At 42.8% G+C, this 17,517-nt stretch carries 20 protein-coding genes; 7 read left to right on the top strand and 13 right to left on the bottom strand.

All coding sequences use genetic code 11. The features are described from left to right. Positions 1–24: 24 nt before the first annotated feature. Positions 25–2,589, top strand: coding sequence for a CBS domain-containing protein (locus DV702_RS08515; RefSeq protein WP_114924373.1), 2,565 nt, complete (start codon positions 25–27; stop codon positions 2,587–2,589). Positions 2,590–2,685: 96 nt separating this feature from the next. Here the strand turns inward: DV702_RS08515 and DV702_RS08520 are convergent, their stop codons facing one another. Then, positions 2,686–2,934, bottom strand: a complete 249-nt coding sequence (locus DV702_RS08520) for a hypothetical protein (RefSeq protein ID WP_114924374.1) — start codon at positions 2,932–2,934, stop codon at positions 2,686–2,688. A gap of 75 nt (positions 2,935–3,009) precedes the next feature. Next, positions 3,010–3,582 (bottom strand): hypothetical protein, encoded by a 573-nt coding sequence (locus DV702_RS08525; protein WP_114924375.1) that lies wholly within the window; start codon positions 3,580–3,582, stop codon positions 3,010–3,012. 113 nt (positions 3,583–3,695) lie between these two features. Between DV702_RS08525 and DV702_RS16820 the strand changes: the two genes are divergently transcribed. Then, positions 3,696–3,899 (top strand): hypothetical protein, encoded by a 204-nt coding sequence (locus tag DV702_RS16820; protein WP_162805759.1) that lies wholly within the window; start codon positions 3,696–3,698, stop codon positions 3,897–3,899. On the opposite strand, the gene DV702_RS16825 is transcribed toward DV702_RS16820, so the two are convergent. Beyond that, positions 3,894–4,046 carry a hypothetical protein gene (locus tag DV702_RS16825; protein WP_162805760.1) on the bottom strand — a complete coding sequence of 51 codons (153 nt, stop codon included), beginning with the start codon at positions 4,044–4,046 and terminating at the stop codon, positions 3,894–3,896. The two genes, DV702_RS16820 and DV702_RS16825, sit on opposite strands and share 6 nt — an antisense overlap. A gap of 57 nt (positions 4,047–4,103) precedes the next feature. On the opposite strand from DV702_RS16825, the gene DV702_RS08530 reads away from it, so the two are divergent. Beyond that, a complete protein-coding gene (locus tag DV702_RS08530; protein WP_114922914.1) occupies positions 4,104–5,267 on the top strand; it encodes an IS256 family transposase in 1,164 nt (387 codons plus the stop codon). Between the two features lie 316 nt (positions 5,268–5,583). Here the strand turns inward: DV702_RS08530 and DV702_RS08535 are convergent, their stop codons facing one another. The 3 genes from DV702_RS08535 to DV702_RS08545 all read right to left on the bottom strand — a co-directional run bounded on the left by DV702_RS08535 (position 5,584) and on the right by DV702_RS08545 (position 9,472). After that, positions 5,584–6,225, bottom strand: a complete 642-nt coding sequence (locus DV702_RS08535) for a metal-dependent hydrolase (RefSeq protein ID WP_114924376.1) — start codon at positions 6,223–6,225, stop codon at positions 5,584–5,586. A gap of 118 nt (positions 6,226–6,343) precedes the next feature. Beyond that, the gene (locus tag DV702_RS08540; RefSeq protein ID WP_162805761.1) at positions 6,344–7,816 is read right to left on the bottom strand and encodes a phytoene desaturase family protein; all 1,473 of its coding nucleotides are present in this window, start codon (positions 7,814–7,816) and stop codon (positions 6,344–6,346) included. Between the two features lie 498 nt (positions 7,817–8,314). Continuing rightward, on the bottom strand, positions 8,315–9,472 hold the full coding sequence (locus DV702_RS08545) for a DUF3221 domain-containing protein (protein ID WP_114924378.1): 1,158 nt from the start codon (positions 9,470–9,472) through the stop codon (positions 8,315–8,317). Positions 9,473–9,713: 241 nt separating this feature from the next. Between DV702_RS08545 and DV702_RS08550 the strand changes: the two genes are divergently transcribed. Beyond that, positions 9,714–10,487, top strand: a complete 774-nt coding sequence (locus DV702_RS08550) for an SDR family NAD(P)-dependent oxidoreductase (protein WP_114924379.1) — start codon at positions 9,714–9,716, stop codon at positions 10,485–10,487. Between the two features lie 126 nt (positions 10,488–10,613). Beyond that, positions 10,614–10,862, top strand: coding sequence for a hexameric tyrosine-coordinated heme protein (locus DV702_RS08555; RefSeq protein WP_114924380.1), 249 nt, complete (start codon positions 10,614–10,616; stop codon positions 10,860–10,862). 127 nt (positions 10,863–10,989) lie between these two features. Here the strand turns inward: DV702_RS08555 and DV702_RS17015 are convergent, their stop codons facing one another. The 3 genes from DV702_RS17015 to DV702_RS08565 form a co-directional block, all read right to left on the bottom strand. Next, positions 10,990–11,139, bottom strand: a complete 150-nt coding sequence (locus DV702_RS17015) for a hypothetical protein (RefSeq protein WP_205407155.1) — start codon at positions 11,137–11,139, stop codon at positions 10,990–10,992. Positions 11,140–11,228: 89 nt separating this feature from the next. Beyond that, positions 11,229–12,152, bottom strand: a complete 924-nt coding sequence (locus tag DV702_RS08560; protein ID WP_114924381.1) for a S66 peptidase family protein — start codon at positions 12,150–12,152, stop codon at positions 11,229–11,231. Between the two features lie 166 nt (positions 12,153–12,318). Beyond that, complete coding sequence (locus tag DV702_RS08565) at positions 12,319–12,582, bottom strand: hypothetical protein (RefSeq protein WP_114924382.1); 264 nt, start codon at positions 12,580–12,582, stop codon at positions 12,319–12,321. Between the two features lie 415 nt (positions 12,583–12,997). On the opposite strand from DV702_RS08565, the gene DV702_RS08570 reads away from it, so the two are divergent. Beyond that, positions 12,998–13,477 carry a nucleoside deaminase gene (locus DV702_RS08570; protein ID WP_114924383.1) on the top strand — a complete coding sequence of 160 codons (480 nt, stop codon included), beginning with the start codon at positions 12,998–13,000 and terminating at the stop codon, positions 13,475–13,477. Positions 13,478–13,665: 188 nt separating this feature from the next. Then, the gene (locus tag DV702_RS08575) at positions 13,666–14,517 is read left to right on the top strand and encodes a DegV family protein (protein ID WP_114924384.1); all 852 of its coding nucleotides are present in this window, start codon (positions 13,666–13,668) and stop codon (positions 14,515–14,517) included. A gap of 45 nt (positions 14,518–14,562) precedes the next feature. On the opposite strand, the gene DV702_RS08580 is transcribed toward DV702_RS08575, so the two are convergent. The 4 genes from DV702_RS08580 to DV702_RS08595 form a co-directional block, all read right to left on the bottom strand. Continuing rightward, positions 14,563–14,784: a transcriptional regulator gene (locus tag DV702_RS08580; protein WP_240315589.1), complete on the bottom strand. Its 222-nt coding sequence runs from the start codon at positions 14,782–14,784 to the stop codon at positions 14,563–14,565. A gap of 254 nt (positions 14,785–15,038) precedes the next feature. After that, positions 15,039–15,389, bottom strand: coding sequence for a hypothetical protein (locus DV702_RS08585; protein ID WP_114924385.1), 351 nt, complete (start codon positions 15,387–15,389; stop codon positions 15,039–15,041). A 176-nt stretch (positions 15,390–15,565) separates the two neighbouring features. After that, positions 15,566–16,723 carry an S-layer homology domain-containing protein gene (locus DV702_RS08590; protein ID WP_162805762.1) on the bottom strand — a complete coding sequence of 386 codons (1,158 nt, stop codon included), beginning with the start codon at positions 16,721–16,723 and terminating at the stop codon, positions 15,566–15,568. A 166-nt stretch (positions 16,724–16,889) separates the two neighbouring features. Continuing rightward, entirely contained in the window at positions 16,890–17,417 is a 528-nt protein-coding gene (locus DV702_RS08595) for a YceI family protein (RefSeq protein ID WP_114924387.1), read from the bottom strand. Positions 17,418–17,517 lie beyond the last annotated feature (100 nt).

The following is a 17,517-nucleotide window of genomic DNA, read 5'->3' on the forward strand; positions in this document are numbered from 1 at the left end:
TTTATCAAATTGGAGGTACTTCACGTGCAAATCATTATATCACACGTCAATACAGACTTTGATGCACTCGCTTCTATGATTGCTGCAAAAAAACTGTATCCTGACGCACAGCTTGTTCTATCAGATAAACAAGAAAGCCGTGTACAGCGCTTTTTAAATATTTACCGTGACATGTTTGACTTCATCCCAAATGCCCGCGTGCACTGGGAAGAAGTCACAGAGATGATCATTGTCGATGTCGCTTCTTTAGCAAGAATCGGTACACTGCCAAAAGATTTTGACGCTTCCAAAATAAAGATTATTGTCTATGATCATCATCAACCGACAGAAAAGGATGTGCAATACGATGAAGGAACGGTAGAACGAACTGGAGCTGCCGTCACGTTACTATTAGAAGAAATTCAACAACGCGACTTGAAACTTTCCTCATTTGAAGCTTCTTTATTCGGACTTGGATTATACACAGATACCGGTAATTTTACATACGCCAACACAACAGTCCGCGACTTACAGATGGCGAGTTATTTACTTGAAACGGGCATGAGTTTGGAAATGGTACAACGCTATTCGGAGCAAACCCTCACTACAGAGCAACAAGAATTATTAAATGAATTGCTTGCCCATACGGAAATTCACGAAGTAGACGGTCTTGAAATAGCGGTGAGCACACATGAAATGGATAGCTTTATCAACGGGCTGGCACTCGTCACGACGAAAGTTTTAGGAGTGAAAGGAACAGACGCGGCTATTGCTGTCGTAAAAATGAAAAATACCGTATGCGTCGTCGGCCGTGCCAACTCAGAACGCTTTACATTATTGCCTCTTCTAAAAAAACTAGGAGGCGGCGGTCATAAACATGCCGGTTCTGCTACAGTGAAAAAAGGCGATAAAGAAGCTATTCTTCAAGAAATCACCGAGAATCTTGACTCTTTATTACGTCCTGCTGTAAACGCAAGCGAACTGATGACTAGTCCTGTGAAAACTATTACACCGGATACAACGATTGAAGAAGCGGGTAGGCGGATGTATCGCTATGGACATTCAGGCTATCCAATTGTGGAGAACGGCAAACTGGTCGGACTGATTACGAGACGTGACCTCGATAAAGCCAACCATCACGGGCTCGGTCACGCTCCTGTCAAAGCATATATGACGACTAACATCATTACGATTGAACCGACGACTTCATTGGAAGAAATTCAAGAACTAGTAATTGAGCATAATATCGGGCGCTTGCCAGTCATCGCGGACGGAGAGATCGTGGGGATCGTCACACGCTCGAATATCATTGAAGTACTATATAGTGACGTAGCGAAAGAGAAAAAATCACAAACAAATGTCTCCGCAAAGCAATTAGCGAAAAAAATGTCACAGCAATTGCCAGAAGATATTTGTAAACTGCTAGTCACAATTGGGGAGGCGGCGAGTGAGATGAAAACGCCCGTTTATTTAATCGGCGGTATCGTCCGTGACATTTTACTTGGTAAACCGAATAATGATATTGACATTGTAGCAGAAGGTAATGGCATTCAATTAGCCAAGCGGATGCAAGAACTGCAAGGCGGTGAAGTGCTCGAACATGAAAATTTCGGCACCGCTACATGGACTACCCCGTCCGGACTATCGATCGATATGACTTCTTCACGATTGGAATATTATGAACAGCCAGCTGCCTTACCACAAGTCGAAACGTCAAAACTAGGCGATGATTTATTACGCCGCGACTTTACAATCAACGCCATGGCAATTCGCTTGAACGAAGAAGCATTTGGAGAGTTAATCGATCCGTTTGGCGGACAACATGACTTGCAACAACAAAAGATCAAAATTCTTCACAACATTAGTTTCATCGAAGATCCTACCCGTATTTTCCGGGCGGTTCGATTCGAAGAACGCTTCGGATTTTCTATGGATGGACATACGGAAAAACTGGCACTGGAATCGATCGATAAAATGATTTATTTAACACCGCATCGTATCATAGAAGAAATGAAGCGCTTGTTTACTGAAGGCAGACCACAAAAAGTAGTTCGCCGCTTATTCGAATTGCACGTCTGGCAACAATTTGGCATCCATGAAAAACAGCTGAAACCAACAGTCGACGCAGCCGATCGTCTTCACATGCTGCACAGTGAATCTGCACAAGACGAACCAAATTGGTTTGAATATTTTTTATTGCCGTTTTACTACAATCAAAGTTTATACGCAGCAGAAAAATTTTCGTTGACGAAAAGCAGACGACAATTACTAGAAGAAGTACAAGAGTTGGATGTAGAGGAGAAATGGAAAGAAGCCAAAACACCAGGCGACTTCCACCGTCTAGTAAGCGACTATTCTGATTCAGCGATTTTATTTATGCTGGCAGTGGACGCTATCTCTTCGCACACTACTGCGCTAGACTATTTAGAACAACGCCGCCACATCCAGCACTTTTTAACAGGTGCAGACTTAGTGAAGTTGGGGTTAAAGCCGGGTCCTGCATTTTCAAATATCTTGCGGCACTTAGCAATAGAACAACTAGATGGCAAAGTGACTTCTAAAGCACAAGCTGAACAATGGCTTGAAGCTTATGTATGCAAACAATCGTAAAAATTACCCGCCAGCGATAATTTCCTTGGCGGGTTTTAGTAGTTACGCATCGAATAACGAATCAGTATAGATCCTTTTCACATGAATAAATCAACATTAAGACTGCTCTCTATTTTTATCATATTTAAGCATATACAATAGTGCAATCGTACCTAAAACACCAATTAATGTAATACGAACAGAGTACAAGGCAATCATAAAAAAATAATCTGCGTAGGCAGTCACTTCATAAGAAGAATACCCATCAAAATCAGTAATCATGCTCTCCCTCGGAATGACCGCAAACAATATGAAAAAAGAACTGATCAACGTATAAACTGCTGTCTTCACAACCGTTTTCTCCACGGACTCCCTCCTACTATCAAAATAAAAAGACCTATGCAATACGATACCCTTCGTATCACACAGGTACTCTATCAATTACTCTTCATCTTTCCACTGGTTCAACTTTTCCATTACCAAATCAAATGTTTTCTGTGAAATTTCGGGCAACGTTCCACCTAACGCATTTTTTGCGGCCGCAAATCCATCTTCAATCGCACCTTTTAGCAGTTCAAATTTACTCTTATCTCCGCCAGAAATCGCTTTCGCAAAGTCAACAATCCGATCACTTACATTTTCAGGGCTTGATTCTCCCCCTTCACCGATCGCCGCCTGCGCATCCAAACGCGCTTGTTCATCGACAACGACTTCTTTCTTTCCACTCATCGCATCTTCCATCGTAATGCCTTGCCTTTCTAGAAGCTGCCGAACCAAATTCCGAAGATTCTCATGCGCTTTTTCACTCTCCGCTTTTAACCGTTCAATCGAAGCAGTATCAACTTTAGTCGTCGGCTTGTCATATCCCACTTTCGGAACATTTTCTGACGGAGTGTATCGATCGACGGGTTGTTTCGCAGCCGATTCATGTTTCTTTGGAGCCTCTTCTTTCTCCGTAGCTGGCTTTGGCGTTTGGGGAATTCTAAAATTCGCTGGATTAGGTGTAATCTTCATAAAACATCCTCCTCAATCAAATTATTTAACTAGTTTGTTAATATATCGGTCGTTTATCTTATTTTTCAAGAGTTTCATTGCAGATGATTTTATAGGAGAGTAATAGGATTTTTATGTCTTCGCTCATAGAATCCACGCAACCGCTCATAGAATCCGCGCTACCGCTCATAGAATCCGCGCTACCGCTCATAGAAACCGCGCTACCGCTCATAGAATCCACGCTACCGCTCATAGAAACCACGCAACCGCTCATAGAATCCGCGCTACCGCTCATAGAAACCACGCTACCGCTCATAGAACCACGCTACCGCTCATAGAACCACGCTACCGCTCATAGAAACCGCGCTACCGCTCATAGAAACCGCGCTACCGCTCATAGAATCCGCGCTACCGCTCATAGAAACCGCGCTACCGCTCATAGAAAGATAAAGTCCATATAATTGTGTAAATAGAAAAAGAGCCACATCAATTCCCTATGTTACAATGTTCACAACCACGATCACATTGAGGAGGAATTGATGATGACCCTATTTGATTATCTTAACATAAACGAGGAAGAACTAAAAGAAGCGGTGATGACTTCTAATCTGGACAACGTGCTGAAATCTGCTGTCGTTCTCATATTAAATGAGTATATGGAAAAAGAAAGAGATGAGTATTTGGAAACGGCCAAATATGAACGAGTAGCTGAGCGACGTGACTATCGCAACGGCTACTATGAACGAGAACTGATGATCACTATCGGGCGCGTGAAATTAAAAGTTCCGCGTACACGAGAAGGTGGTTTTTCGACATCGGTTTTTGAAAAATATGCACGGGTGGACCAGGCGTTTATGCTTTCCATGCTAGAGATGGTGGTCAGTGGCGTTTCCACAAGGAAAGTGACGAATGTTATCGAGACATTATGCGGAGAAACGGTTTCTAAATCTTTCGTATCTTCACTGACTGCCCAGCTCGATCCGATCGTCAACCAATGGGCCAGCCGTCCTTTGAATGTGACGACGTATCGTTACTTGCATGTGGACGCCATGTATATCAAAGTCCGTGAGAATCGAAAAGTGGTTTCCAAAGCAGTTTATATCGCGACGGCGATCAGCACGGACAACCGCCGGGAAGTGGTGGGTCTGAAAATTGATCAAGCAGAGAGTTTCGAAGCTTGGCAGTCGTTCCTCCAGAGTCTAAAGCGACGTGGACTCCAATCTCCTGACCTTGTCATTTCGGATGCACATGAGGGGCTCAAGAAGGCGATTAGCCAGGAGTTTGTCGGGACTTCTTGGCAACGATGTACTGTCCATTTCAAGCGGAATCTACTAAAAGCATTACCGAAAAAAATGGCCAAATCCTTTATGGCGGACGTGCGCACTATTTTTATGAGCGCTGATCTTGAAGGAGCTCGGGAAGCGAAAGAACGGCTGGTAGAGAAGTATGCGAAAGAGCCACGTGTTCAAAAAGCGTTAGATATTCTTGAGGGAGGCTATGATGAGGCCACGCAGTTCTTAAATGAGCCTTCTCGTTATCATCGCTATACAAGTTCTACCAATCACCTAGAACGCTTAAATCAAGAAGTGCGAAGAAGAGAACAAGTCATCCGCATTTTTCCAAATGAGCAGTCTGCCTTTCGACTGATCGGTGCTGTGCTGATGGAGGCGGATGAACGTCTACAAAAAGGCAGCCCGCTACGGTAAGTCAAAACAAAACTGTTCCCGCAGGGAGGGGGTACCCCCTCCCTGCGGGAACAGCAAATCGAACTATCCGTGAAGTGACATTCAATAGGGGATAAGTAATTTACACAAGATCAAGGACTTGACTCATAGAAACCACGCTACCGCTCATAGAACCACGCAACCGCTCATAGAATCCACGCAACCGCTCATAGAACCACGCTACCGCTCATAGAAACTGCGCAACCGCTCATAGAATCCGCGCAACCGCTCATAGAACTCTTCCCCCAAAAAAACAAACAAAAAAACCCGCCAGCGACACTCCCCTGACAGGCCCTCTTCAAAACTCTCGCGTCCAAAACGGCAAAAACCACTTCACTCCTCGTCGATTCACAGGAAGTATCTTCAAATCTGCAAATAAATGACTGCTGTAGCCCGCTAGACCAGCCGCCACCATTCCGTCAATTGGCCACTGGGCATAGAGTTGCGTTAAAATCACCGCATAAAACCCCACCCCGATTAAAGAATGTGTATACGATCGATGAGGCAGAAAAGATGCGATGATAATATAACCTCCCGCAAGCAAAATACCTGGCGACTGACCAAGCACAAAGCCAAGAAGTACAACGAGAATTCCCGTAATCGTCAACATATGTCGTTGCGTAATAAGACGGGATACGACAAGCAAAAGGAATCCGATGCCTCCATATACATAAATATCGTGACTCAGTCCTTGCTGCATCACTTGATAGCAAAGCGTCAATAAAATGACGATTCCAGCAGTTTCCATGAGCCATTTGCTCACTTTTTTACTTAGCGTAATACTATTACTCGCCAGCCCATTCGTATCCAGATCGGGAACTACACCCGAAATTCCGCCGACTGCCGCACCGGTCAACGCGGTTGTCACATCAGAATGCACCGCATAGCCAGCAACGGCACCGACGATTGTACCAATCAATAAATGTGAAGTGCCTTTCATATGTAGACCTCTCTAGTTGCTAATGTACGGACGAAAAAAGAACGTATATTCGTTCCGCCCTATCTAGTATAAACGATTTTCCCACGAACTCAAAATAAGCAAATACAATCGTAACCTCTTACTTGAGCGGATACTCTTTCCGAATCGCACGTGCTACATGGAAACCGCTTAGTGCTGATGAGAGCGTACCCGGGCCTGGAAATGATTGTTCCCCTGCTATATACAGCCTTGGCAACGGCGAACGAATGCTTTTCGGACGCAAAATAGCGTTTTTCACAGTCAACGGAAAGCCGCCGACACTTGATTTGCCGATAAAAGTCTTATACGTTTCAGGCGTGCCTGCTTCCGAGTACCGTATATATTTTTCTATCGTAAGAACCCTTTCAATTTCACCTAGCATCGTTTCCGCTAATTCCTCCTTGCGTTCTTCATATGCATCTTTCGAAAGATATCCCCAGCGCTCAGGATCCGCATGGATGGAACACGTCAACATCACTTCCCCTTCCACCCGTTCGTTCCGGCGGTTGTAAGAAGGCTGGAACGTGGCATACACAGGTCCGTGGCCGTCAAATACCATATGCTGCTCGGGTACGATTTGAAGGGCGAATGGAAGCCGTTTGCACTGCAACTGCTCCTCGACAATCGACGCATCCAATAATGCATCAATGCGAAATGCCCCCCACGAAAACTCTTTTACTTCAGAATGGCTCGTACGCGGCCCGAATGAAACACCGCTATTATTGATGACGATATCAAACGCCTCGTTGCGCTTCTTACTCGCTACATGCCACTTCTTTTCCTTATGTACTATTTCTTTCACAGGCGAAGCAAGAACCACTTCGCCACCAAGTTCCACAATTCGCTGTGCCAATGCTTCACTCAATTGCGACATGCCTTTATCCACATAAAAGCTCCCTCTGCCGTAAATCGTCAATGCCAAGCTGGACGGCAACAACGCAGCTTTCGTACAGTCTGTCTGTGCCGCATCAAGCAATTGGGCATCCAAGAACTGACGGAACGGTTCATACGACTCCAATGAATACTTTCGCAACAAGTCTTCTACGGTATGCGTGGCATGGCGCGCAAGACGTAGCATACTTCCTGCGTGAAAGAGCGCATGCTTCGGCAATTTCCCGACATCGTACATTTTCTGTATCGGCAGTGACACACCAGAAGATGTCACGCCAAATACCGCTTCACTGAGCTGTTCCAACCGCTGCCAGAACGCCAACACATCATCTTTCCTCTCGAAAAAAACCCGTCCGAGTTCTTCTTTCCACATCGCGCGGTCTTGATACAATGAAATCTTCCGATCTTCCATGACAACATCCATCGGGTGATCCAGCCAGTCAAACGCGATCTTCATATCAAGCGAATCAAACAAATTATGCAACAACCCATTCTCCTCCAGGCCAAACGCAATCGTTGCCCCCGTTGGAAACAAATGTCCTTTTCTTATATAGGAACCAGCTGAACCTCCTACTCTTGTCGCTTTCTCTAAAATCGTCACTCCATATCCTTCCTTAGCCAACAAAGCACCCGCCATCAACCCCCCAATCCCTGCACCAATGACACAAACCGTGTTACTCAAAGCCATTACCTTCTTTCCGAAATATTTATATACTATGTACTATATGTATAATAAAGACTATTGAACTGTATATGTACCCCTTCCTTCAAATACTAAGCCTGTTCTAACAAAAAATGTATGAAGACAGCTCTCTCTTCATACATTTTCTACCTAAATGATCGGCTACTTACCAGAAAAAGTTCCAGCGTCTGCAGCATCTTCTGCAATGATGTCTACATTCCTGTCTACGGTGGCAATGGTGTCTATGATCTCGATGATGGTGACAACGGCCTCCTTCTCGTTCAGATCTTACTTCACGGCATTCACAAACTAATTGTACACGGTCCGGTCTTCTGTTATTTCCACAACACACGGCTATTCCCTCCCTTGCAATTTGTATGCCGGCCAGCCTTATACTTAGTATATGAAGGAAGTTACAGTGCAATTGGACAAACAATCTACTTCAACAAAAAAATGCCGCCGATACAAGAAATCCTTGTAAGTGGGGGCACTTTTCACTTATTGGTCTTCTATTATCAATTCTTCGTTACCATCTTCTACTCGTATAACCCACGTCTTTTGATCCGCATCAAATCGAATATCTTTTATTTCATTAAAAGTAAAATACTCCAGGGTTTTCTCTTCAATCGCCTTTGCTATAGCCTCGGATTCAGAAAGTACGGCAGTGGCCGGTTGATAATCTGGCAAAATTTCCACAAATTTTGCTGCCCCTTGCCCAGGGTAGGATTCCAAAATAGCACCGGAAGCTTCCACATGAACACGTTGCCCCACCTTCAGCAAATGCGCTTCACCAAATGAATAGTAGACAGCACCTTCTGTTCCACCTGCAACAAAAATAGTGCCGTCCGAGACATCCATGATGAAACCGCCCTCTTTCATAGGTGTCTCTGTCTTCTCTTCGTCAGGATGAATGATGGCAGACATTCCTGGCGACGCGACCATATTTCCTTCTTGTTCGAAGTCGAATGTGAAGTCAGGAAACTGTTTTTCTAGTTCTTTCTGTTGCGATTCACTTAAGAAGTCATGTCCTATTTCCACGACACCCGTGATCGTATTGACTGCTAATGAATACGAACCCCGTTTCTGTTGCATATTCTTTAGCACCGTCGCTACTTCATCTTGTACTGCATACAGTTCGTGTTGCGTATGTGGGCTACGGAAAAAGAAAATCGGTTCTGCTAGAATTTCTCCCGCATCCACTTTCGCTTGTAGTGAATCAATCACTTTTTGTAGTCGCTCGTCAGGATGTTTCACACCAATCCACACCCCCGACTGATTCGCATCATACGTTTGATTTTCCAGGAATAGCACACCTTCACGATCAAAGGCTTCGTTGCCGCCATACACATCTTCTACTGTTTTGATCGCAATCGGACCTTCAATTGCCTGCACTGCCACATCTTCTTCCAATTCCTTCGATGGCTCCCCTAAATGACCTTCTGTATAATCAGGAGTTTCCAATTGTTGTTGTGCAGCTCGATCACGTATCGGTGATTCATCCACCGTCTGATCTAATTCCGCTAGTATTTCACGTCCATCGATTTCTTTGATCGTCTGCCACTGGTCTTGGGAACTAGACTTTCCTCCGCCTGACGTTCCACACCCTCCTACCAACAATGCAACACAAAGAAAAATTGAAAATAGTATTTTCTTCATATAGCTTCGCCTCTCTTTCTATTGCAGTAGACGGCGATGTGATTGAAAAGTTACAAAAAAGGGTACATTTAAAAAGGGTGAGGAAGACCTTATGAGCTAAGATGTTTGACGTTAAACTATTTAATTGATTTATAGTTTATTTAGTCGTATATTGTTCAATGGTCTATCCACATAGCACGCAAAGGGTAAACAAATTTTCATCTACATTTATCGTACCACCTATAAAAAAGGAGTGTTTTTCATGACAGGAATGATGGAAGGAAAAGCAGGATTAGTAACAGGATCGGGTTCGGGTATTGGGAGAGCTACTGCACTTGCACTAGCAAAAGCGGGTGCTAAAGTGATGATTTCTGACGTTAGCGATGCTGCTGGTCAAGAAACCGTACAAATAATTCAAGATGCAGGTGGAGAAGCAGCGTTCTTCAAATGTGACGTAAGCAATGAAGAACAAGTCATCGAACTCGTTAATAAAACTGTTGAAACTTTTGGTAAGCTCGACTTTGCGCATAACAATGCAGGCATCAACAAAGGACTAAAACCAATTGGTGAAATGGATTCCAAAGACTGGGATATTACACTGAAAGTCAATTTGTACGGAACATTTTACTGCATTAAACACGAAGTTAATGCGATGTTGAAAACTGGTGGTGGCGCTATTGTCAATACTGCATCGGGTGCTGGTATCGAAGGTTCACCAAACATGGCACCGTACACAGCGTCCAAACACGCAATTGCTGGCTTAACTAAATCAGTAGCACTAGAATACGGTCAACAAGGTATCACGATCAACTCTATCGCGCCAGGAGCTACAATTACTCCGGCAATCGAAAGTTGGGCAAAGACATCTCCAGAACAATACCAAGGCGTACTCGATTCTCTTCCAGCCGGCAGAATGTCTACTGCAGAAGAACAAGCCAATGCAGTCGTCTTCCTCTGTTCAGACCTTGCAAAATCGATTAGCGGTGTCACACTTGCGGTAGACGGTGGATACACTGCAGGTAAAATGCAACAATAACATAAAAAAAGAGTGGATCAGGCATTTTACCTGATCCACTCTTTTTATATAGTTTTTCCTTCATACATATACTTTCAACACACACATATGTATGGAGAGAATACTGTAGAAAAGGAAGTGACTTGCATGCCAAATAAGCCACTGCAATCTCTCGTGACAAGAACTCCTGAAGAAGGATACGCACTAGCCGTAAAACTTGCTCAAAAAGGAATCGAACTTATTCAACCGTCAGAAGAGATTAGAAAAGTATTGCGTCCCGTCTATTCAAGAGATGCTTCAAGTTTAATAGCCGCTTCACACGTGATTTCAACTCATTTCCAAACGATTGCTGCGGCAAATAACTACTGGCGCACGTGGCCAGCGTATTATCCATAACCACAGTAGCGGGCAGACTACGGTTTGCCTTTTTTTGTTCGATCCGCTCAGGAATCAGATGAGTTCCACACGACTATTCTTCAATCAAAAAAACATAAAAAGAGTCTCCCCTTCCTATGTTTTCATTTTATTTATCCGCTTGTTCTTGCTTTTTCTTCAAATACGCTTCTCGTATCTTTTCTAGCTGTTGCTTTTTATCAAATTGGGCGGGCTTGTTTTTCTCATGATACTTCGCGACAGCCGCTTTGCCTTTAGAATCCAATTGATATTTTCCCATCTACTTCACCTACTATTCTGTTAGACGTACTGCTGTTTCCAGTATACTCCCTCACTAGCCACTGTGTATAGAATTAAATTTCGTCACGACTACACTTTAACGACAGGCTCCCTCACAGTCAATGTACGTTTCACCGTATCCATAGTTACACGTGCTCCAATAGGAATCGTCATTTTAAAATAATCATGCGCAGTCGCCACATTTGTCAGTAACGGTTTTCCTAAAGGGACGATGAATTCATTGATCAAATCCACATAACTCTTGCCGTATGCAGGGTCACAATTCGTACATTGCCCCATTATTATGCCGATACAATCATCAAATTTTCCTGCCAGCGCCAAATGATTGATATACCGATACACTGTATTGATCGGCTCATGCGTTTCTTCTAAAAGAAGAATCCTGCCTTCTGTATTGATTTCATACGGCGTACCTAACGTCCCGACAAATGACGTGAGATTCCCACCGACAATCTGACCTGTGACATTTCCAGGAACGACACCGATCATCGGCACTTCCGGTGGGTTCAGCAGTTGCCAAGGTGCCGTCACAGTCGATGTTGCAGTAAAAAATTGATTAAAGTTATAGGCAGGGGTTTGAGGATTAAAATCCAGCAACAGTAAACTTTGAAAACTGATGAGATCGCCATATTCAAACAATGCATTCAATAGAACCGTAATATCACTATATCCCGAAATAATTTTAGGATTTTTCTTAATTATGTTAAAATCAAGAAAAGGCAAAATACTCGCCACTCCAACCCCGCCACGAGCAGGTAAAATCCATTTCACTTCGGGATTCTTAAACATTTTCATCAAATCAGAAGCCATCTGCTGTGGAGTCGCCGCCAAAAACCCATTGGCCGAATAAACATGTTCACCGACCACTACTTTATAGCCCATACTCTGTAACATCCGAATCCCTGCCGTTATGCGATTCGCTGCTAACGGACTGCCAAGCGTCACAATCCCCACCGTATCGCCTCGGCGCAATTGTTGCGGGATCATCACCATACGTCCTCTCTCCTTCCCATCTTGCTATCAATACCTATGTCATAGCATATGTAAAAGGAAATGTTCGGGAACTCTTTTTTCTTAGTATCTAAGTGCTTCACACTTCCATACAAAAAAACTCCGCTAGTTCACCTAACGAAGTTCTCCAACTGTATATACTGTCCAATCATTCACCTACGATAGATAAGCACCAATTGAAATTATCCCATGCCGAATACCAGCCCGTGAACAATTCTTCGGAATCATCCCAACGCACCTCGAACTTCTTCTGTCCATCTACCTCAACCAAATACAGTGCGAGCGTAGCATCTTCTTTAGAAGTCGCTAACAACATACCATGCTGAAGCTGTTCTTCCGTAAGTTCCACATCTGCCACTGAACGCAATTGCGCTTGTTCGAACACTGGTTTATTACTAATTTTATAATTCATAAAGACCCTCCGCTACAACGTATATTCTATCTATTCATTCGTACTTCTACTGTACGTTAAACTACTACAGAAGTTTATTTTATACGTATTCGCGTATGAAATCAAAGGGAAAGTTTATGAAGTGAAAAAATTCCGCAAAACTTCGATGCGTTCAAATCACACGATACATACGTTTTCCATACGTAGCGAAGATTCCATCTGATGCTCATAATTTTTTATAGAAAACATTTCACTTCTTAAAAAACAATTCGAAAGAACAACCCATCTTACTTACTATTTTTCATTCATACTCACCTCTATCTTTCAAAAATAAGACGACACACAGTAGATAAATCACACTGAAAGTAAACTCTCTTGATATTCTCTAGCGAGTCAGGGTATAGAATAGGTAGTGAGAAAATAGGAGGTTATTTACATGTTCACTGAATCAGAGTTACAACACTTGCAACGAAGTATCGATTTGGCAAAAATCGCATTAGACAATGGAGATCAGCCGTATGGTTCGGTTCTCGTTTCAGCTGAAGGCCATGTACTAGCGGAAGACCGGAACCGTATAGGAAATGGCGATCCTACACAACATCCAGAATTCGCATTGGCACGTTGGGCTGCGGATCATATGACTGCCGATGAGCGAGCGAATGCCACAGTGTATACATCGGGCGAACATTGTCCAATGTGTGCCGCCGCGCATGGTCTTGTCGGGTTGGGCAAGATTGTCTATGTGAGTTCGTCGAAACAAACGGCGGAGTGGATGAAAGAATTGGGAATTGGCCCGTCGAATGTTGAAACGTTGCCGATCGAGGAAGTTATTCGTGATGCACGAGTGGTAGGTCCGGTTCCTGAACTCGTCGAGCAAGTGCACGAATTGCATCGACAATATTATGCGAATAAGTAATGTGTAATGAATGGAATGAAGCGTGATCTATCGACTGTTCTACGATTCTTTTTTGTTCCAACTGACTGCACTATATAGCCCAAAACGCTCAGCCTATTCAGAAGTTCCCGTAGACGTCGCTTCGTTTTCATGTATAGTGAAGGAAGTGGAATACATTGCCCACAGCAGTGTAAATGGGAGGCGATCATGTGACGAGGATAGTGTTAACGACTGAAAGTGGTGCGGATTTACCAGATTCTTTAGCGAGAAAGCATGGTATATATGTAGTACCGATGCATGTCATTATGGAAGGTCAAGATTATTTGGATGGTCAATTACCGGTAGAGGACATTTATGCATACTATGATCGAACGAAAAAGATTCCTTCTACTTCTGCTACGAACGTTCATGAGTATCAAGAGTTTTTCAAGAAGATCAGAACGGACTTTCCGGATTGTACGATCGTTCATATTGGCTATACATCTAAAGCGTCTGTCTCTTTTCAAAATGCAGTATTGGCAACGGAAGATATGGAAGACATCCATTTACTCGACGCATTAAACGTCACTGGCGGATTGACTGCTATCGTCATGTACGCAGTTGCGCTGTTGGAAAACGAACCTATGCTAGAACCGGTTCAATTTCTCGAAAAAATTGAGGCTGTCATTCCTAAGACGAGGCTTGCATTTCTCCCAGGAAGCTTAGACTTTCTACGCGCTGGCGGACGAGTTAGTAATATGGCATACCTCGGAGGTGCATTGTTAAAAATCAAACCGTGTATCGAACTTGTAGAAGGTAAACTTATGTCCACTAAAAAATACCGTGGCAACATGAACAAAGTAGCGGAAATTCTATTTCACGACTACTTACAGCAATATACGATCGACAAACAGCAAATTTATTTCATGTACTCAATAGGACTAAGTGAAACGATCAAACAACGGATCGATGAAATTGCAAAAGACAACGGTTTCGAAAACAGAGTTTGGATTGAAGCAGGTGCAATGATTTCGACACATTCTGGACCTGGCGGGTTTGGGATTGCTGGTATTGAGTGTTAATACAACAGGTACCTTTTCAGGTGCCTTTTTTTATATGGGCACTCGTTAAACGACTGTCTTTTCTTTATGAATGATGGGGACGGCAGCTAACACATGGTCAATGATGAAAGTACGCTTCGCTTTGCGTAAAAAACAATACGCTACAAAAATTTCCGAATGGATATGCAAGACTTTTACTTTTCGTTTGCTAATCGTTCCCCCTTTGTCCATATACATTAACTCGATAACTTCCTCATACTTTCGTGACTTCTCTAATAGTTTACGCACGTTTGTTCCCCCTTAATTCCAGTATAAAGAATGTATGTTCGTTTGTAAAGTGAAAAAGCGCACCTTCCTCCGTAAAAGAGAGTCGCTTGATTATATCGTATGTTATTTGTAGTATACTTTGCAGTTATCGATTAGATTTCACTGCCTCAATCTGTTCGGGTTTGCCGAGCAATAGCAACAAATCTCGCTCTTGTCACGGTTCGTCTGACGTGCTCGGAAGTAAACGGCCATTACGAGAAACTCCTGCAATGAGCCTACTTCGTCACCCACACATACTTCACCGTAACTGGGCCGTCTTCAAGGTCATATGTCTTATCAAACTGCCCCGTCTCGATTAACTCACGAAACGCTTTCTTCATCCGTTCTCCCCATGCTTCTATTTCATAATCATACGGATGTGGATAAATCGAAGGAAAGACCTGATGTATCTTCTGTAAATCATCCTTATCGAAATGATGACTATATTTATACTTCGATGACACCGATTGCTTTTTTAGTTTCAAAGGCGCTCGGTCAATCTGATTCCCTTTCCGTTCAAATGAAATCACATTCTTCTTACCTGATGTGACTTTATCAATTTCAATAATAATTTCTCTATTCGTCATGATCTTAGCTCCTCTACTTTTTGACAAGCACCTTAAAAAAACGTCTATGAACATTTATTATAAGATGAATCTCATTTCAACACAATTCAGAATCCTACGATAGGATACATCACGTAAAAAAGGTACCTATGTGAGAAACATTCATGCTGGTTCCTCCCACAGATACCTTTATTCAATTACTCGTTAGTCACTGGTCCTATTTCCGCAGCATATCCATCATATAAAAAGCTATCTTCACTTTCAAAGACTGTTACACTGTATCTCGTTTCTTCTCCAGTATCAAAACGGACGGACGCGATATACTCACCAGGTTTTTCAACTTTTATATTCGTAAAATTGTATTCGATCCCATCCACCTTGACATTATCAGAGACTATCTCACCATCTATCGTAGCGAGAGATATATGTTTCACAAATTTATATTTTGTATTTAGCTTTACCACTGCTGGCAACGTATCATTCGTCTTCTCTAACGTCAAACGGAGTTCGCCGCTCACTTTTTTTACATGAAGATAATACTTTTGATACTTATCAGTTAAATCTTTGTCTTTTCCCCAAATGACGACTCCACCCGTACCCTCCTTGAGTGGCAGTAACTGCACTTGACTGAGCGTATCTTTTTTCCCTGCTACTCTTACTGCGCGAAACACGCTCGGATTCACTTGATCATCGATAACTGCAGTAATCGCATCCCAGCCTAAATCGCCTGCTTTCAACGTCACACCATTTGTCACTCGTACCTTCTCTGTCGCCACTAACATTTTCGCAGCTTGCCCTCTCGTAATTGGCGCATTTGGACTAAATGTAGTAGGAGTTGTACCTGAAGTAATACCAAGCTTGTAAATGATTAGTACATCCTGTGTAATACCGACTTCTCCTTTAAACGGATTATTCACTTTCCCATCACGTGGCAGATCAAATGCTTTCACAAGAATCGCAGCCATATTTTTTCGCTTAATCGGCTCGTCCGGTCTGAAACTACCGTCCGGATATCCACCAATAATACCTTCCTCTGCCATTTTCGCAATCGCTTTATAAAATCCATATGAAGTCGGTACATCCTTAAACTTCTGTCCTTTGACATTCCAAGTCTCCAAACCAATCATCTTCGCAATAATCGCAGCAGCTTGTCCTCGCGTAATCGAATTTCCCGGTTTGAACGTGCCGTCTGGATAGCCTCCTATAATCGTACGTGTGGCCAAATCATTCACTGCTTCCGCAAAATGCTTTGTCGGTGGTACATCAGGAAACATTTGCTTCTCAGCCGCAATCCCTGATAACGGCAGACTGCAAGCTAATATAAATGCAACCACTGTTGCAACTAACTTCTTCATTTCTTTCATCCTTTCTAAACGTTAGTATTTTTTATGTAGCGTATAGACGGAAAATTACTGGATTAGTTTCAAAAAATCTGATTACGTCAAAAAATACTTGCGCGAGAAACTTTGCCACCGATTTCTCACACAAGTATGTTAAGTTGTACTATTCCAGCCTATTCGGTTACTGTGCCGGATTCAATTCCAATTCCAGTTCAATCTTAATATCTTTCCCTACTAAAATACCTCCTGTTTCAAGCGCCGCATTCCAGGTTAAACCGAATTCTTCACGATTCAGCTTGGTGGAACCTTCAAAACCATACACTTCTACCCCCCACGGATTCAGCGCTTTGCCATTATACTCAACGTCGAATGTGATCGATTTTGTTACATCTTTAATCGTGAGATCGCCTGTAATTTTATAGTCATCGCCGTCTTTTACGATGTTCCTTGATTGGAACTTGATCTCAGGATAGTTTTCTATATCGAAAAAGTCTGCACTGCGTAAATGATCGTCACGATCCGCTACTTTTGTATTAATGGAAGCAGCTTGTATCACAAAGGAAATATTTGCATTTGTCAAATCGGTCAAATCTGCTACCTCTACGGTTGCTGTGTATTCTTCAAACGTGCCTTTTACTTTTGAAACCATCATATGCTTTACAGAAAAACCAATACTTGAGTGTGAATGATCTACTGTCCAATTTGTCATAATAACTCTCTCCTATCTTTTTATCTCGGATTAGAGATATATTAATTAAAAGTATATGTGAATGAGTGAGACACGTCAACTACAATTTTTCATTTGTTAT

Origin of the sequence: Sporosarcina sp. PTS2304 (genome assembly GCF_003351785.1) — a bacterium.
Lineage (GTDB): Bacteria > Bacillota > Bacilli > Bacillales_A > Planococcaceae > Sporosarcina.

Bases quoted from the DNA above. Each gene is read 5' to 3' on its own strand.
- DV702_RS08525 (WP_114924375.1), bottom strand. From the start codon at position 3,582: ATGAAGATTACACCTAATCCAGCGAATTTTAGAATTCCCCAAACGCCA.
- DV702_RS16820 (WP_162805759.1), top strand. From the start codon at position 3,696: ATGTCTTCGCTCATAGAATCCACGCAACCGCTCATAGAATCCGCGCTA.
- DV702_RS08530 (WP_114922914.1), top strand. From the start codon at position 4,104: ATGACCCTATTTGATTATCTTAACATAAACGAGGAAGAACTAAAAGAA.
- DV702_RS08535 (WP_114924376.1), bottom strand. From the start codon at position 6,225: ATGAAAGGCACTTCACATTTATTGATTGGTACAATCGTCGGTGCCGTT.
- DV702_RS08545 (WP_114924378.1), bottom strand. From the start codon at position 9,472: ATGAAGAAAATACTATTTTCAATTTTTCTTTGTGTTGCATTGTTGGTA.
- DV702_RS08550 (WP_114924379.1), top strand. From the start codon at position 9,714: ATGACAGGAATGATGGAAGGAAAAGCAGGATTAGTAACAGGATCGGGT.
- DV702_RS08555 (WP_114924380.1), top strand. From the start codon at position 10,614: ATGCCAAATAAGCCACTGCAATCTCTCGTGACAAGAACTCCTGAAGAA.
- DV702_RS17015 (WP_205407155.1), bottom strand. From the start codon at position 11,139: ATGGGAAAATATCAATTGGATTCTAAAGGCAAAGCGGCTGTCGCGAAG.
- DV702_RS08560 (WP_114924381.1), bottom strand. From the start codon at position 12,152: ATGGTGATGATCCCGCAACAATTGCGCCGAGGCGATACGGTGGGGATT.
- DV702_RS08565 (WP_114924382.1), bottom strand. From the start codon at position 12,582: ATGAATTATAAAATTAGTAATAAACCAGTGTTCGAACAAGCGCAATTG.
- DV702_RS08570 (WP_114924383.1), top strand. From the start codon at position 12,998: ATGTTCACTGAATCAGAGTTACAACACTTGCAACGAAGTATCGATTTG.
- DV702_RS08585 (WP_114924385.1), bottom strand. From the start codon at position 15,389: ATGACGAATAGAGAAATTATTATTGAAATTGATAAAGTCACATCAGGT.
- DV702_RS08590 (WP_162805762.1), bottom strand. From the start codon at position 16,723: ATGAAGAAGTTAGTTGCAACAGTGGTTGCATTTATATTAGCTTGCAGT.
- DV702_RS08595 (WP_114924387.1), bottom strand. From the start codon at position 17,417: ATGACAAATTGGACAGTAGATCATTCACACTCAAGTATTGGTTTTTCT.